Below are 14791 nucleotides of genomic sequence, written 5' to 3'. Positions count from 1 at the left end.
CTCCCGGCTCCCGGCTCCCGGCTCCCGGCTCAAGTATTTATTATATCCTGCCCCATGGGGTGCGCCAATCAGCGGAAAACGAAGCTTGTGCAAGTCTCCGCCTCGATTTGTAGCGAGAGCGAGGTCGAAATTCTCCGCGACGGCGACCTGCCAAGGAATCGTCAGCATTCCCCGGCGGAGCAAGAAATCGGATACGCCTCCGTCCAAGGCGGAGGAATCTGTGCAGGAGAAGACAACCTGAATCCGATCGTCGCCGTCGAAGACCGCAAGAAGGTCCAGGAGCCGGGTGGCTGACGTGATGTTGTGCACAACACCGAGAACCCTCCGCTGCGGCGAGACGGTCATCCAAAGCCGCGCGTCCGGTCTGAGCGGCAACGGCAGCCGGTCAGCGTTTGCCACCTGTCAACTCCTGCCTCCCATCATTCTGCGGTGACGCCGTCGCGCCGCCACCGGTCTCACCATAGTCTCGCTCCCGAAGCCCGATCCCCTGCCCGTCGGTTTTCGATGACCGATGCCCGGCCAACTGTGCGCAATGACCGAGGGCTGGGCACGGGTCAAACTCCCTCAGCGGGATCGGCTCGACTGCGCTGTTGTTACTCTGTGGGGCGGTCCTGTGGGGGCGGTGGTGAGGTGCGCGGGGTGCTTCACCTCCACGGGGGTGTACGTCCGATGCCCGGTGCCGTGGGCGAGGTTCTCGGCGAGGTCGGCCAGCAGCACGCTGGGGGTGTAGCGGGATGCCGTGACGGTCCAGTTGGGGTGGTCGATGCTGGGGCCGGCCCAGATGGTCCAGGTGGCGAGCATGCTGTGCGGCGTCTGGGCGGCGAAGGCGTCGAACTGGATACCGACGTCCCCGGACGGGGTTGTCCAGCGGATCCAGCGTCCGTCGACGGTGTGCTTCCATCCGGCGTCGGTGAGGGGTTTGGTGGCGGCGGTGACGGTCTTCTCGTCGACGGGGCTGCCGATGGCGGTGTCCCATGCGTCGCCTTCGGCGAGGTGGTGCAGCAGGGCCTGGAGCACGGGGGCGGGGGTGGTGCCGGTCGCGGTGAGGTGCCACATCCGGTCGGAGACGGGTGTCTCGTATGCGGCCACGGTCCAGGCGGCCTCACGCGGATCGGTTTCGTGGACGCGTTCGATGCGCAGAGTCTGTGATTCGTGGATCGCGTGGCTGGTGTCGTCGGTCCAGGTGCGCCACTTTTCCCAGTCGCCGTGTGCGGCGAGGAACTGGTCGAGGAGGACGTCGTGGTCGCCGGCATCGGCGGCATAGGCCGGCACGATCTCCGGTTTCTGGGCGGGCGGTTCGGCTGTTGTGGTCGGTGTGTCGAGCGTGGTGTGGGCTTCGGCGGCGGCGCGTTCGGTGTCGGTCATGGGCGCGGGGCCGGGGCGCATGGTGTCGTGGTGGAGGCGTTCGAAGGCGGTGAGGGCCTGGGCGGGCGAGTCGAAGGTGTCGGCGATCTGTCGCAGGTGGTTCTCGCCGTGGAGGTAGACGCTCTTGCCGTTGTCGCGGTAGGTGGCGACGGCGACGGTGGTGCCGTTGTCGTGGGCGTGGGCGTGGATGATGAGCCGGCCGTGGCGGATGTCGTCGTGGATCTTCTGGGCTTCGTTGGAGATCTCTCGGATTTCCGCTCGGGTGTACCAGGGCATCGAGTGGTTGGCCCAGGTCCACTCCTCATCGATCGCTTCACGGAGCCGGGGGGTGATCTCGGTGATGAAGCCGTCTGCGGCCAGGGCCTGTACGGCCTTCTCGGCCCAGTAGGGCTCCTCGTGGTCGATGCGGGCCATGACCAGGATTTCGTCGTCGAGACCCTCGAACCCGCGGGCGATCAGCGCAGCGCGGGCCGGCTCTCGTTGGGGGCCGGTGATTGTGGCGGTTACGGCGCTGGTGTGGGTGGGGTGCGTGTCGAGGCGGACGTGCGTCTCGGCGGAGGAGGTTGTCACGAAGGGGTGCTCGCTTCTGCCGGTGGCCGGATTGTTGAAGGGCCAGCCACCAGCGGGTTCGGGGTCAGCGGGAGATACGGGCGGGTGGCGCCGTCGTTCGTGGCGGGCCGGCCCGGGGCGGCACGGCGGCCCTGGTGGGCGCGGGAGCGAGCGTGGTCGTGGGTGCGGGTGAGGTGGCGTGGTGCCAGCGGGCGCGTGCGGCGGACAGTTCGGCGAGCGCGCGGCGGCTGCCGAGGATGAGCTGGTACGGCGTCATCGCCGGGTCATCGGTGAACGCCTCGATGCGCAGGCCCACGTGACGCGCGGTCGCGAGGACGGAGCGCTGGAGGATCCGCTCGCCCCAGTACTCAGCGGAACCGGCCGGTGCGCCGAGGAGGTCGAGCAGCTCTGCCGGTTCGGCCCCAGATGCGAGGAGACCGCGCTGCTGGGCCTCCCACAGGACGGTGACCGGGTCAACGGGGGCACGGCGCCGGGCCAGAGCGGTCAGGCACTGCCACAGCCCGGCGTGCAGAGGGTGGGCGAAATCGTCGGCGGTCAGCCACCGCATCTGCTCGACGTCAGCAGGGTGCGCCGTCGCGGTCGCGAGCAGCAGCCGCTCCTCCTCGACCGCTTCCTCATCGTTGTCGGAGTTGGTCGCCGACGGGGGTGCGGGGGTGCGGGGCAGGGAGCCGGAGTGCGACGGGAACCTGGCGGCAATGTCGTCCACGGCGCGGGCGAGGGCGTCGGCTTCGGCGAGGGTAGTGGGCACCGGGTGCGGGAGCGTGCCGTCCGTCGCGGTATGCGCGAGGCGCTCGGCGTGGTCGCGCAGGGTACCGCGGGCATGCTCGGTCTCGACCATCCGGGCGTACGCGGACGCGTGCCGGGGCAACGGGCAGATCTGGATGAGCGTGTGCAGGTAGGAGGCGGTCAGCCCGCGGGCGTGCTCGCGGGCGGCGGTGAGTACTGCGTTCAGCCAGGTGGTGTCCTTGGCGTGGTGGTTCGGGTCGGGGGCCGGCAGGGCGCGGATTGCGGCGAACAGGGCGCCGTGCGCGTAGGTAGAGAACGAGGCGGGCTCGATCCCGGCGATGTCAGTGAGGCGGTGGGGTTCGAGGAGGAGGGCGCCGAGGAGGGCCTGCTCGGCGTAGTACACGGGCTGGGGCGGATGCGTGTCGGGCAGGTCGTCGAGGTCGTCCTCGGGTTCGTCAGGGGCGGGGGTGCGGGGCATCAGGCAGCCAGGGTGAAGTCGTCGGGGTTGAGGGGTACGCGCAGGTGCGGGGCGAGGAGGTGGCCGGCGAGCAGCGGGGGCACGGCGTTGCCGATCTGGGAGAACTGCTGGCCCTTGTTTCCTTGCCACGGGTAGTCGGTGGGGAAGGTCTGGAGGAGGCCGGCTTCGCGTGCGGTGATCCGGATCGGCTCCGGCGCGGGCGGCGTGGCCTCCGTCTCGTTCTCCGGCGGGGTGCCGACAGGCTCGGCGATCCAGGTGCACTCGTTCGCGCGGTGCCCGAAGAACAGCGTCCCGGCCGGCTCCTCGATCGATCTGACAGTGGCGTTGGCCTGGTTGTTGCTGCGCAGCGACCAGGACCAGCGGTGCGCCTCCGCGGTGAAGGTCGGAGCGGGGGCGTCGGCCAGCCGGTTGTCGCGGACTCCGTGCCGGGCGGCCCAGCCTGCTCCTTCCCGGCGGGACTGCAGGACGATCCCGTCGGCGCGGGGTGCCCAGGTGCCCCGGTCGCGGGCGTCGGAGAGGGTCTTGCGCGAGCCGGAGGGGAAGGGCTCGGGGCCGCCTCCTGGTCCACCGCCGGCACACACCGTGGGGACGGGGCGGTCGGTGGCGCCCCAGCCGAGGGCTTCGGCCATGGACACCCAGCGGGCGCGGCCCGGCCCGAACAGCGACTCGGGCTCGGCGACTTGGGCGTGGGTGGGCGTGGGTGGTTCGGCCGTACGGACGCGGGAGGCGAGCAGGATGGCGCGCTTTCGCGTCTGGGGTACGCCGTAGTCGGCGGCGTTGAGGATGCCGGTCCATACGGAGAATCCCCAGCGGCGGAGGATGGCCGCGTACTGGCGCCACAGCGGCAGCACGTCGGGGACCTCCTCCATGGCGACCCACTCCGGCTGGCCCACCGTGTTGAGGGCGTTTAGGTAGCGCATGGGCTCGGCGGCCAGCAGGCTGCGCTCGTCCTGGCAGGAGGCGAGCAGCTTGGCTCGGGTGTCGCGGCCGGCGGCGAGATCCGCGACGGCCTGGTGCACCAGCGGTTGGTCCACCAGGCCGAGGCGTTTGCCGGCCATCGACCACGCCTGACACGGAGGGCTCGCGATGAGCCCGACGGTCCGTCCGAGGAACGGCCAGACGGGATACATGGCCACGTCCGTGCGAATCGTCAACTGCCCTGCTGCCGTACGGGTCTTGCAGGCCCACTCGTCCCATTCCAGGCCCACGTCCCGTACGCCGAGGACGTTCAGCGCGTGGCTCCATCCACCCGGTCCCGCAAACAGGTCCAGGGTGATCAAGAGGCCAGTCCGAAGTCGTCCTGCACCGGCTCGACTTCACCGCGGCAGGCCCACGGGGAACAGCCGTCGATGACGCCCTGCTCCAGTTCCTCCAGGTCCGGTCCGGTGTCGGTGAGTTCCTGCTGCATCGCCGCCCATTCGGCGGCGGTGACGTGGTCGATCGGGGCTTCGCTGAGCGGGACGCGGGAGCGGTGGAGAAACGCCTCCCCGAGCAGCCTGTTGCCGGTGGCGTTGGCGCGGGCGTTCCCCTTGCGGATGGCCGCGTCGAACTCCACCACGTCCTCCCATTCCTCAGGGGAGTTGTCGCGGATGTGTCGCCATTGGGCGTTTCCGTGGAACGGGCACCCGAGGCAGCTCGACTTCGGCGTGTCAGCCAGTCCGAGCGACGTCAGGTAGCGCACGCAGTCGGAGCGCGACCAGCCCATGTCGATGAGCGGGTGCCGGTTGCGCATGTACTTGACATCGGAGTCTTTGGCCCGATGGAATTCATCGGTGGAAATGCCGACCCACTGCTCGACGAACAGGCCCTTGGGAATGCGTGCCGGATAGGGGTAGCCGAGGAGTTCCCGGACCTTCTTCTTGATCGGCTTTATTTTGTATTCCCCGGTACATTGGCGCCTGGTCATACCGGGCCTGCCGTCCTTATTGAGGACGTAGAGCGGCATGGAGGCGAAGCGGTGGTCCGGGTCCAGGGCGTCCTTGCGAATGTTTCCCGAGGAGACGCGCAGGACGGGTATGCCTGCGGGCTCGGCTATTTCGCGTTGCAGGCGGTCCAGGTGCGCATAGACAGCCTTGGGTTCCCAGCCCGTGTCGGCGAAAATCGCGTAGTCGACCTTCGGGAGAACGCCTTCGGCTGACAGAGCGAGCATAGCGCTGGACTGAATCCCTGCGCCTAGTGAAATTGCTCGGAAAGCGGGAAGTTCGGAAATGACGGGTCCTTCGGGAGGTGAGAGCCAGAGTGCGGCCCGGCGGCGAGCTGGGCGATGCGGGCGCTGATGAGTGCCGGGTGGCGGATGGGCAGGGCATGCGTGGTGCGGGGCAGGATCTCCAGGCGGGCGCCGGACAGGCGGTCGGCCAGCTGTGCGGTGTGGGCGGCGGGGATGTGCTGGTCGTCCGCGCCGGCCATCAGCAGCAGCCGACCGCCGAGCTGCTCCAGCGCGAGCAGGTGGCGGGCCCGATAGCGGCGCAGGGACTGCCAGAGCGCGGCGAGATCGGCCGTGGGGGTGTGGCGTACGCCGTGGCGGCACGGCGGCGGTCCATCAAGCGCGGTGCCGGGGCGGGGTGTGAGGGTGTAGCGGTTGGTGTCGGGCAGCAGGCGTCGCAACCGGTCCACGGCCTGGGGTGCGTGGGTGCAGGTCAGGGCGAACAGGCTGCGTCCGGCGGCCAGCAGCAGGGCGCGCGGGCTCCGGCCGGGTGTAACGCTCGCGCCGTGGGCGGTGGCCGACAGCAGCACCATGCCCCGGATCCGGGGCAGGAGCTGGGAGTGCAGGGCGGCGATTTCCTGCAGAATGAGGGCGCCCAGGGAGTGGCCGGCAAGCACCAGCGGTCCGGTGGGGGCGAGGGCGCGCAGGATGTGGTGCAGGTCGTCGGCGAGCTGCGCGATGGTCAGCGGTGCTTGGCCGCGCGGGGTGCGGCCGTGAGCGCGCTGGTCGTAGCGCAGCACGTTGAAGCCCAGGCTGGTCAGGTGCCGGGTGTGGAGGCGCCACAGGTCGGCGGTGACCGACGCGCCGTGCACCAGCACGATCGTCGCGCCGTCGGACCGCGGGCGGGCTGGGGTGTCACGGTAGACAGACAGCGCAGTGCCGTCAGCGGCGGAGACCGACAACACCTCCGTTGCAGAATGCGGATTGAGCACAGAGGGACTCCGGGAAGGGCGATTGGGAACAGCCGTGCGCCGTCCACGCGGCGCTGGTTTGGGAAGTCGTCCGGCCCGCATGGCGGCTGGTCACGTGAAACGGGCGGGACGGAGAAGCGGGCTTCGCGGGGCCCGGGCGCTCAGCGGCGGCGGGTACTCGGTGCACTGCCGTCCTGAGCGCTGGGGTGCGCGGTGAAATGCCGCGGCGGAGTGGGTGGCCAGAGCTGGGTTACCGAGGACGGGAAGGTGGCCTGGGCGAGGTGGTTGAGGACGGCCAGTCCCTTGCCGGTCAGGGCCAGGCGCTGGCCGAGGAGGGACGCGGGGTGGGCGGTGTGATCGCGGTAGGCCAGGCCCTTGCGTTCCAGGGCGTGCCACGTGGTGATCGCGATGTGCGATGAGGTCTGGGTGTCCACGTACGGTGAGCCGTTGTTCCGCTGCCGGACTCGACTGGGAGTCCTGGCGAGAACCCGCAGGGCGGCGCGCTGCTGCCACGTCATACGGCGTGCGATGCCGGACAGCTCTGCGGCGGAGAGGGGCGGTTCGGCAGGACCGCGGGGCCGGGTGTCGCTGTGCCCGGTGGAAGGAGATGGCGGGCCGGGTGGGTTGGTGCTGGTCATCGCGTGCGTCCCGCTGCCTGCTTCGCTGCTGGAGGCATCACGACCGCTGCTCGGGTGGGGGCCGTGGTGGGCTTGTGATGGGCGAGGGCACGGTGGCCTTCGGCGGTGACGCGGAGGCGCTGGCCCTGGTGCAAAGGCGTCGTGGTGTCCACAGCGACGAGTTCTCGCTTGACCAGGGCGTTGAGGGTGGTGACGTTCACGGTGGCCCGGTCCTTGTCGATGGCCTTGAGCACGCCGTATCGGCTGATCACGTAGCGGGTGCCGCCGCCTGCGGACAGCCGGGCGAGGACGGCGTGCTGGCTGTCCGTGATCTTCGGCGGCGGGGCCGCCTGGCTCTGGTTCTGTTCGGCGTGCTGCTTCAGGTCCCGGGTGATGCCGCTGGCGAGGTAGTAGCAGCCGGTGTGGGCCAAGTCGAGCTGGTGGGCGGCATCCGCGAGGTGCCCCGCCATGGCCGGGACCGCCTCCGCGTGCCGTGCCTGGCGCACGGCCGCTTCATCGACCGGCGGGCCGGGAAACGCGGCGCCCTCCAGCGGATTGGCCTCCAGCGCGCAGGCCAGGTCGGATGCGGCGATGCTGGCAGCCAAGACGACGGAGGCCAGCGCATCCAGGGTCGGGCGGCTGCCGGGGACAGCGGTGTACTGGCTGCCGTCCAGGGCGCCGAGGCGTTCCATGGCCTTTTGGGCCAGCTCGTGGGTGGCCACGATCTTCGCCGTGAGCTGCTGCCGGGCGTCGGTGCCGGGTGTGAGGGTGAGTGAGCGGATCTCGCTGTGCAGGTCCTCGAAATCGCTGCCGAGCTGCCGCAGGCGGGCGATCTCGGCGTTCAGATCGATCTGTTGCATGGTGCTGTTCCGGGGGAAGTGGTGGTCAGCGGCGGCGCCGCTGGGCCTGGTCCGGGGAGGGCAGCGCCGGCGCGGACGGAGGGCGAGAGGGCGCGGGCGGGATGCCCTGGAGGGTCGGGATCCCGAGGTCGACGCGCACGCCGACGCCGTAGGAGTAGAGGTGGGTCTCTGCGCGGATGACCGCATTCACGGCGTCGGATTCGCTCATCCCGGCAGGGAGTGTGTACTCCTGCGATGCCTTGGTGGGCGTGAAGCCGTTCTGGGCGAGGACATCGCCGGCGCGGTCCGTGAGGGCGGTGGCGGTGACTGTGCCGTCGCGGAAGCGGATGGTCGCCTCGGGTTCGGCACCGTTGGCGCTGGGGTGGCGCGTGGTCCAGGCGAGGTCGACGAGGTCCAGGGTGTGGGCCATGAGCCCGTAGGCCGCGACACCGGCGCGTTCGTGCGCGTCCTCGCCCGTCTGGGGTGGCAGGAGGTAGAGCGTGCGGCCCTGGTGCTCGCGGGCGGTGAACCCCGCCCCGGTCAGCATGCGGGCGGCGTTGCGGATAGGGCGGTTGACGATGACGAAGGTCCATCCGTCGTCGGTCGAGCCGATGAAGACGTCGTGGTGGTCGGTGATGGCCATGGCAGTCCGGGTGGTCGGGTCAGCGGCGAGGCGGGCGCGGGGTGGTGCGCGCCGCTGTGGTGGGCGGTGGTGGAGTGGAACGTTGGATTCAGGTGCGGGGTTGAGGCCGGTCAGTGAGGCGCGGGCCTCGTCCAGGGCCTGGTGGGCGTGGCTCAGGTGTACGTGCAGGCCCCTGTGGCGGTCGATCGCGTCGAGTTGCCAGTCGAGGGAGGCTCGGGCGCCGGGCTTGGCGCGTGCGGCGAGCGGGGTGAGGGCCAGGGTGTAGTGGGCCACAGCACGGCCGACATGTCCTGCGGTCTGGCTGAGGGTCTCGGCCGGATGCCGGGCGGAGGAGATCTCCTGGTCCTCGTTGAGGTGGTGGTGGGCGTCTCCGGCGAGGCGGATGGCGAGGTGGCCGAGCAGCTCGATGTGGCGCAGGGCGGTGAAGAACCCACCGGGGCCGCCAGCGATTCGGTGTTCGCGGATGTCGGCGATGACCGCGTCGAGCGCAGCGTGGACAGTCAGATCGTCGAGATCGCCGGGTTCATACGGGGCGATGAGCCGTCTCCTGGCGGAAGTTGCGGAAGAACAGGACGCTCAGGACCGGGCTCCTAGGCCGCGGGCCCGAAGTCGCTCTGTTTCGGCGCTGCCTTGGCTACGGCGCGGGCGGTGATGGCCTTTGAGGCGCGGGCGGAGGCGGCGGCCAGCTCGTCGGCGCCGGGCTCCAGGTACCAGGGGCGCAGGTCGAGCATGGCGGCGCGCATGCCGGTGGCGAAGCACAGGGCGGTGCCCTTGGGCAGGGCGCGGATCGCGTCGGCGGGCAGGATCCGCTCCTGCCGCATCGACACGGAGGTCGACGTGCCGGACTCGGAGCGGGAGGTGGAGGTGGTCTCCACGTCGTGGTCACCGATCAGCCGACTCAGCTTGTCGGCGAAGTCCGGGTCGTCGATGCCGGAGCCGATGACCTTGACGGTGGAGGCGGACCACATGGCGTCCATGCCGGCGTCTCCCCAGACTTTCTGGCCCTGTCGGTAGGACTGGAGGATGGTGATCGGGATGATGCCGCGCGAGCCCAAGTGGCTGTACAGGTCGGGGAGATCGCTGATCTTGCAGACGTTGGCGGCCTCGTCGAGGATCGCGAGCATCGGCGGGTCGAGACGCCCGCCGGCGCGTTCGGCCTGCGCGGTCGCCGCCCGCATCACGGAGTCCGCGCACGCGGCGATCAACGCTGACGCTCCCCCTCCGCCGTCCTTCGACAGCAGGTAGAGCGTGCCGGTGGACGTGACGAACTCCGACGGGCGGAACTCCGGAAGATCTTTCTGTGGGGTCACCCACGCGGCGATCTCGCTGTTCAGCAGCGCGGCGGCGTACTGGCGGGCCGTCTCATAGATGCCGTCCCTGGTCTCCGGCGGGCCTTCCACGGTGCCCTTGAGCTGCGCGGCGACGGCCGTGAAGCGGTGGTCCCGGAGGATGTCCAGCGGCGTGCGGTCAGCGGGGAACGCCAACCACTGCATCACGTCCGTGATCGGGCGGTCGTCGAGCGCGGCAGCGAGGAAGAGCTGGGACAGGATGTTCGATCCGGCCTTGGACCAGAAGTCGCCCTGCTGGCTCGCGTCGATGGACGCGGCGAGGAAGTGGCCGGCCAGGCGTCCGGCGCCGTCCAGTGTCTTGGCATCGGCGAGGGGGTTCCACCACATCTGGCGTGCGGCGTGTGCGATGTGCTGCGGATCCATCGACCAGACCCGGCCCACTCCGGCGCGGGCGTCGAGGGTGGCGGTATACGCGTCGCCGGCGGCCTTGTTGGAGGTCAGCAGAACCGGTCCTGGGGCGGCCAGGATGGACGGGATCGCGAGACTGGTCGTCTTGCCGGAGCGCGGCGCCATGATCGCCACCGCGACGTCCTCGTACCCCATGCGGACCTCGTGCCGTGTGCCCTGCAGGTTGCCGAGGAGGATGCCGGTGTCCTTCGCATCGATGTGCTTGGCGGTCTTCAGACTCGGACGCAGGGAGCGGGCCTTGGCGGTGATCGCTTTGGCCATCAGGGGCTCGATGTCCTTCGGCTTCGCCATCCCGGCGATCTTCTTCTTCCGGCCGCCACCGCGGTTCTTGTGGCGGGAGAACAGCACGCCGGCCACGGCACCGAGCGCGAGCAGGGCTGTGATCGGGACGATGCGAGCGCCGATCAACAGGGACGTTTCTCCGGCCTGCGGCCAGAGCTGGTCGGGATGGAGGAGGGCCGTGGTCGGCTGGTAGGGCGCCCAGTCGTGTCCGGTGACCCAGGCGGTGATGTTGCCGCTGAGCCAGGCGAGGTGAGACAGGGGTACGACGACGCCGAGCACTCCCAGAAGGAGGCGGAAGGCGACGTCGTACCCGTCGGTGGAGGAGCTGTTGGCGGGAGAAGGCAAAGGGAATGAGCGCTTCCGGGAGGCGGTGACGGCGATCAGCGGGTGTGGCCCGGGTTGGTCGGAGGACGTCGCGGGGCAGGCGGTGCCGTCGGCGGGGCGGCACGTCGGGCGGCTAGGGCGTGCACCCGGTCCTCCAGGGCCAAGGCGACCTGGACGGCAGGCAGTTCCCGGTACGTGCGGGTGATGAGCTTGGTGCCGTAGCCGGGGATGCTGAGTGGGTTGCCGGTGCGTGGGAGGGGGCTGGGGTCGGCGAGTGCGCGGGTGAACGTGGTGATCAGGTGCGGTGGGGTGTGCTCGCCGAAGTGGGCTTGCCACACCGGTCCCTGGCTCTCACTGAGTAGGGTGGTGGCCCACCAGCAGTTGGACGTTGCGCTGACGTAGTGCTCGACGTAGGCCTTGCCGTCGGGCGAGACGAGCCCGTCCTTGTCGGGAAGGGGCGTCCAGTCGGCCTTCGTGAGCGGTTCGGAGGGGTCGACGTCGACGGCAGCGTCTGTGGCCGGGTCGGTCAGGGCGTCGGTCAGGGCCGCGATGATTTCGACCGGGGTACGGGCCCCGAAGCTGGCGTACCAGGCCGGCCGGTCCCGCTCGGGCGCGTGATGCAGGGTCCACCACTGCCCGTCGGGATCGGGCTCCAGACGCAAGCGGGCCTTCTGGCCGGGGCTGGAGAGGATCACGCGCGGCTGCAGGGGGTCGTGGCCGTAGCTCCAGCCACAGGCGTGGTGCAGGGGGGGCGGTGACCCATGCGGGATCGCCGGCGCCGGCCAGGTGACGCGGGGCGACGAAGTCGACCTCCACAGTCTCGGGCGTATTAGGCACGGTCACCTGCGCACGGTGCCGGCGTGGCCGGTTGCGGGGGCCGCGGTCGTGGTCGGCGGCGGGGCCAAGGTGGAGGGGGCGTGCCGGGCGGCGGTGTTGATGTCGCCGATGGCGTGGCCGTGGGTGGCCCAGTCGTCGAGGGAGCTCCACGCTTCGGCGTAGTGAGCGGCGAGGACGTCATCGAACACCGGGGTGCCAGGGTGGGCGTCGGCGGGGAGGCTGTCGCGGGTCTCCAGCCACTTCTCGTGCAGGGCATCGAGGCGGTCTAGCGCTTCGTGCAGAACACCGAGTTGCCACACCCAGCGGCTTTGCACCGTACGGGCAGGCAGGTGCGTGAGCTGGATCTGGGCGGTGGCCAGGAGATAGTGCGCGCCGTCGCGGACGCTCTCGAACGCCTCGGCGGTCGCTGCGTCGCGCAGGCTCGCGCGCCGGCCGTAGGCGTCCTCGTCGTAGGGCCAGCCGTCGAGGTCGGTGTGCTCGTCGGAGTACGCGTCCCAGGAGTCGAGGATCTTCTGGCTGTCGCGCAGGAAGCGGCCGAGCTGTTTGAGCAACGCGCGGTGGGCATCGGAGGGTGCGGGAATGGCGGTTTCCTTGGGTAGGCGATGGAGTTCGGCCGAGTACGGCCGGTGGGTCAGCGCCGGACGGGAGGTGCTGCGGCCTTGGGTGGCGGCCCGAGGGGCTGGGTAGTGGCCGGCCGCTGGCGGCGGCGCGCGGCGCGTGCCTGGATGCGCAGGGCATCGAGGCGGGCGGTGTGCGCGTCGACCACCTGCTGCGGGCTGAGCGGGCTCAGCTCCTTGACGGCGCTGTAGTGGGCGGTGCGCTCGAACATGCCGCGCTGGAGCGGGGCGGTGTCGGTGAGCGTGGTGACAAACGCGCTGACCAGGTGGGAGGGCGTGTGATGGTCGAACCAGGCGTGCCAGATCCGAGGGCCCACGGGATGGCCGTGTCCGTGCTCACGCGTCTCGATGTGCCAGGACGGCGTATCGCGGTCGCCGAGGGGACGCAGCTCGATGTGGCACATGCCGTCCGGCGAGTGGGCGCTGTTCTGTTGGTCGAGCTTCCAGGCGGCCGAGGACAGTGCCTGCCAGGGGCCCGGGGGCTCGGCGCGCGGCGGGCAGAGGAGGGCGTCGGTGACGCTGGCCAGGATCTCGGCGGGGACGAGTTCGCCGAACTCGGCGTACCAGTCCGGTTCGGTGTCGGTGGGCTCGGCCCGCAGCCGCCACCAGGCGGAGGTGGCGGACTGCGGGTCGAGCTGCAGGCTGTGACGGCCATCGGGGCTGCGCAGGACGATTTCCGCGCTCAGCGGGTCGGATGTGCGGGTCCATCCGACGGCTGCGAGGCCGTGGGTGACGTGGCGGGCGTCGCCGGGGCCGGCGAGGTGGCGTGGACTGGTGTCGAAAGGGATCTGCCAGGCGCGCTTGTCGGCGAACTCGGCGAGCTGCCGCTCGCTCACCGGCATCAGCTGCACTCCGGCGTGTTCGGGGAGTCGTTGTCGAGCAGGGTGCGCAGGTCGTCGAGGACGTAGTGGAGGGTGTGCTGGTCGGTCTGCTCCCACGCGGCGGTGCGCAGCTCTGCGATCAGGAGGTGCGTCTCGGGTGTGCGCGGGGTGTTCGGGTGGTCGAGTACGGCGCGGGCGAGGGCGCGCAGGGTGTCGCCGAGCTGGACGGGGATGCCGGTGTACTCATCCAGCAGCGGCTCGACAAGGGCGAGTGCCTCGGCGGGGTTGGGGGCGTCGTGCAGGTACTCGGTGAGCCGGGACAGGGTTTCGGTGGCGGTGTGGATGTCGTCCGGGGTGAGTGCGGGCACAGGGCTCCTTGAAAAGGGAGAAGGGGGCCGGTCAGCGGCGGGCGCGGGGGCGGCCGGCGGTGGCGTGGGGGCGGGTCGTGGTGCGGGGCTGGCTGGCAGCCCAGGAGTTGCGGGCCCAGGTGGCGGCGCGGGCGGCGTGGACGCGGGCCTGCTGCCAGGCGCTGAGCTGGGAGGGGAGAACGGAGACGGAGGTGGTGCGGATCCGCGTGCTGTGCGGGACACGGCCCCGCGGGCGCATCACGGGGTCGGGGCTGGCGAGCGCTTCGGAGAAGGCTTGGACCAGATGCATGGGGGTGGAGGCGGTGAAGCTGGCGGTCCAGCCGTTGCCCTGCTCATCCTGTGCCCCAGACCACCAGATGGCCTGGCCGCTGCGGTCGTGGTGGAACTGCATCCACGCTGCCCCGTCGGGGCTCGTGGCGATGAAGTGTTCGTCGCCGCGGTCGGTCTTCCAGTGTTGCTCCTGGAGCGGCGCCCAGACGTTGGGGGCGTGCGCGCTGCGGGGGCGGGTGAGGGCGTCGGTGAGTCCGGCGACGATCTCCACCGGCGTCTGCCGGCCCAAGGACACCGTCCATTCGTCCTGGTGAGCGGTGGCCTTGCTGTGGATCGTCCAACCGCCTGGCAGCATGTAGGGGTTGTAGCCGATCCGGATCGTGCGGTCGGGGCTGTCGAGAACGAGCGGGCCGTTGCGCTTGGACTTGTCCTGCCACCCGCAGGCGCTCAGGAACTCCGAGACGTGCCTGAGGTCGCCGCCCCCGGCGAGGGCACGGGGCTGGACGAGGTAGTGCTGCTCTGCTTGCTCGCCCGGCCCCCAGCCCTGCCACTGTTTTCGCTTCACCGGCGCCGCCGTACGACGAGCGGCGCAGCGGTCGGGGGCTTGGCCGTCACGGCGGGGCGGGCGTGGAGGCGCTGGAGGGTGTCGGTGTGCTCGTCGAGATCCAGGCCGATGTCATGCAGTTCGTTGGCGGCCCGGCCGAGGGCGAGCCACACCTCCGCGGGCAGGGAGCCGCGTTCGGCCTGGGTTTTGGCGAAGACGCTGCCGGTGGCCACGAGGTGGGTGAAACGGCCGAGGACTCCGTCTTCGGGGTTAAGGACGCGTGCGATGACGCGGGTGGCCTCACCTGCCGGGAGTAGTACGAGGTGGTCGGAGAGTTGGCCGAGCTGACGGGCGATCTCGTCGGCCAGCCGGTCCGGGTTCGGGGCGGGGTGGGGCATAGCCCTCCGGGGCGGGATTGAGGGTCAGTGGTGGTGGCGGTGGCCGATCCGCCGGGCTTCGTCGAGGCTGGCCTCGGGGTGTGCGCCGGTCGGCGGAACGATCCGGTGGGGGCCGGTGGGAATGCAGGCGCGCAGATAGCGGCGGAACAGGGCGGTGGCGAGGCGGGGTGTGAGGCGGCGGGACATCGGCGGTGGTGTGCGGGGTGCTACGGGCTTCTCCG

17 protein-coding genes and 1 pseudogene are annotated in these 14791 nt (G+C 70.6%); 1 reads left to right on the top strand and 17 read right to left on the bottom strand.

All coding sequences use genetic code 11. From position 1 onward, the window contains the following. The 9 genes and pseudogenes from H4N64_RS44360 to H4N64_RS06020 form a co-directional block, all read right to left on the bottom strand. Positions 1-399, bottom strand: a pseudogene (locus tag H4N64_RS44360) (hypothetical protein); the annotation flags it as partial. Between the two features lie 165 nt (positions 400-564). Beyond that, complete coding sequence (locus H4N64_RS06055; RefSeq protein WP_186281036.1) at positions 565-1935, bottom strand: DUF317 domain-containing protein; 1371 nt, start codon at positions 1933-1935, stop codon at positions 565-567. Positions 1936-1999: 64 nt separating this feature from the next. Next, positions 2000-3139: a DnaB-like helicase N-terminal domain-containing protein gene (locus tag H4N64_RS06050; RefSeq protein WP_186281035.1), complete on the bottom strand. Its 1140-nt coding sequence runs from the start codon at positions 3137-3139 to the stop codon at positions 2000-2002. After that, positions 3139-4416, bottom strand: coding sequence for a DNA cytosine methyltransferase (locus H4N64_RS06045; RefSeq protein WP_186281076.1), 1278 nt, complete (start codon positions 4414-4416; stop codon positions 3139-3141). The genes H4N64_RS06050 and H4N64_RS06045 overlap by 1 nt, the downstream gene beginning before the upstream one ends. Further along, complete coding sequence (locus H4N64_RS06040; RefSeq protein ID WP_186281034.1) at positions 4416-5288, bottom strand: adenine nucleotide alpha hydrolase family protein; 873 nt, start codon at positions 5286-5288, stop codon at positions 4416-4418. Before H4N64_RS06040 ends, H4N64_RS06045 begins: the two co-directional genes overlap by 1 nt. 23 nt (positions 5289-5311) lie before the next feature. Continuing rightward, positions 5312-6247 (bottom strand): alpha/beta fold hydrolase, encoded by a 936-nt coding sequence (locus H4N64_RS06035; protein WP_186281033.1) that lies wholly within the window; start codon positions 6245-6247, stop codon positions 5312-5314. Positions 6248-6414: 167 nt separating this feature from the next. Further along, a complete protein-coding gene (locus tag H4N64_RS06030; protein WP_186281032.1) occupies positions 6415-6891 on the bottom strand; it encodes a hypothetical protein in 477 nt (158 codons plus the stop codon). Continuing rightward, positions 6888-7730 carry a hypothetical protein gene (locus tag H4N64_RS06025; RefSeq protein WP_186281031.1) on the bottom strand — a complete coding sequence of 281 codons (843 nt, stop codon included), beginning with the start codon at positions 7728-7730 and terminating at the stop codon, positions 6888-6890. The genes H4N64_RS06030 and H4N64_RS06025 overlap by 4 nt, the downstream gene beginning before the upstream one ends. Positions 7731-7755: 25 nt before the next feature. Next, the gene (locus H4N64_RS06020) at positions 7756-8625 is read right to left on the bottom strand and encodes an alpha-crystallin domain-containing protein (RefSeq protein WP_260859558.1); all 870 of its coding nucleotides are present in this window, start codon (positions 8623-8625) and stop codon (positions 7756-7758) included. Between H4N64_RS06020 and H4N64_RS06015 the strand changes: the two genes are divergently transcribed. Next, entirely contained in the window at positions 8617-8946 is a 330-nt protein-coding gene (locus tag H4N64_RS06015) for a hypothetical protein (protein WP_186281030.1), read from the top strand. The genes H4N64_RS06020 and H4N64_RS06015 overlap by 9 nt on opposite strands. Here the strand turns inward: H4N64_RS06015 and H4N64_RS06010 are convergent. The 8 genes from H4N64_RS06010 to H4N64_RS05975 all read right to left on the bottom strand — a co-directional run bounded on the left by H4N64_RS06010 (position 8943) and on the right by H4N64_RS05975 (position 14756). Beyond that, the gene (locus tag H4N64_RS06010; protein ID WP_186281029.1) at positions 8943-10736 is read right to left on the bottom strand and encodes a type IV secretory system conjugative DNA transfer family protein; all 1794 of its coding nucleotides are present in this window, start codon (positions 10734-10736) and stop codon (positions 8943-8945) included. The genes H4N64_RS06015 and H4N64_RS06010 overlap by 4 nt on opposite strands. Before the next feature lie 35 nt (positions 10737-10771). After that, entirely contained in the window at positions 10772-11410 is a 639-nt protein-coding gene (locus H4N64_RS06005; protein WP_336246647.1) for an SPDY domain-containing protein, read from the bottom strand. Positions 11411-11554: 144 nt separating this feature from the next. Continuing rightward, positions 11555-12103, bottom strand: coding sequence for a hypothetical protein (locus H4N64_RS06000; protein WP_260859557.1), 549 nt, complete (start codon positions 12101-12103; stop codon positions 11555-11557). Positions 12104-12183: 80 nt separating this feature from the next. Beyond that, positions 12184-13011: an SPDY domain-containing protein gene (locus H4N64_RS05995; protein WP_186281028.1), complete on the bottom strand. Its 828-nt coding sequence runs from the start codon at positions 13009-13011 to the stop codon at positions 12184-12186. After that, positions 13011-13358, bottom strand: coding sequence for a hypothetical protein (locus H4N64_RS05990; RefSeq protein ID WP_186281027.1), 348 nt, complete (start codon positions 13356-13358; stop codon positions 13011-13013). Before H4N64_RS05990 ends, H4N64_RS05995 begins: the two co-directional genes overlap by 1 nt. A gap of 31 nt (positions 13359-13389) precedes the next feature. Further along, positions 13390-14193 carry a DUF317 domain-containing protein gene (locus tag H4N64_RS05985; protein ID WP_186281026.1) on the bottom strand — a complete coding sequence of 268 codons (804 nt, stop codon included), beginning with the start codon at positions 14191-14193 and terminating at the stop codon, positions 13390-13392. Then, positions 14190-14570 (bottom strand): hypothetical protein, encoded by a 381-nt coding sequence (locus H4N64_RS05980; protein ID WP_186281025.1) that lies wholly within the window; start codon positions 14568-14570, stop codon positions 14190-14192. Before H4N64_RS05980 ends, H4N64_RS05985 begins: the two co-directional genes overlap by 4 nt. 24 nt (positions 14571-14594) lie before the next feature. Beyond that, positions 14595-14756, bottom strand: coding sequence for a hypothetical protein (locus tag H4N64_RS05975; RefSeq protein ID WP_186281024.1), 162 nt, complete (start codon positions 14754-14756; stop codon positions 14595-14597). Between the last annotated feature and the right edge of the window lie 35 nt (positions 14757-14791).

Origin of the sequence: Streptomyces cupreus, from assembly GCF_014257025.1 — a bacterium.
GTDB classification, from domain to species: Bacteria; Actinomycetota; Actinomycetes; order Streptomycetales; family Streptomycetaceae; genus Streptomyces; species Streptomyces cupreus.
The sequence above is the reverse complement of the archived record's forward strand: the minus strand, read 5'-3'. Positions and strand labels throughout refer to the sequence as shown.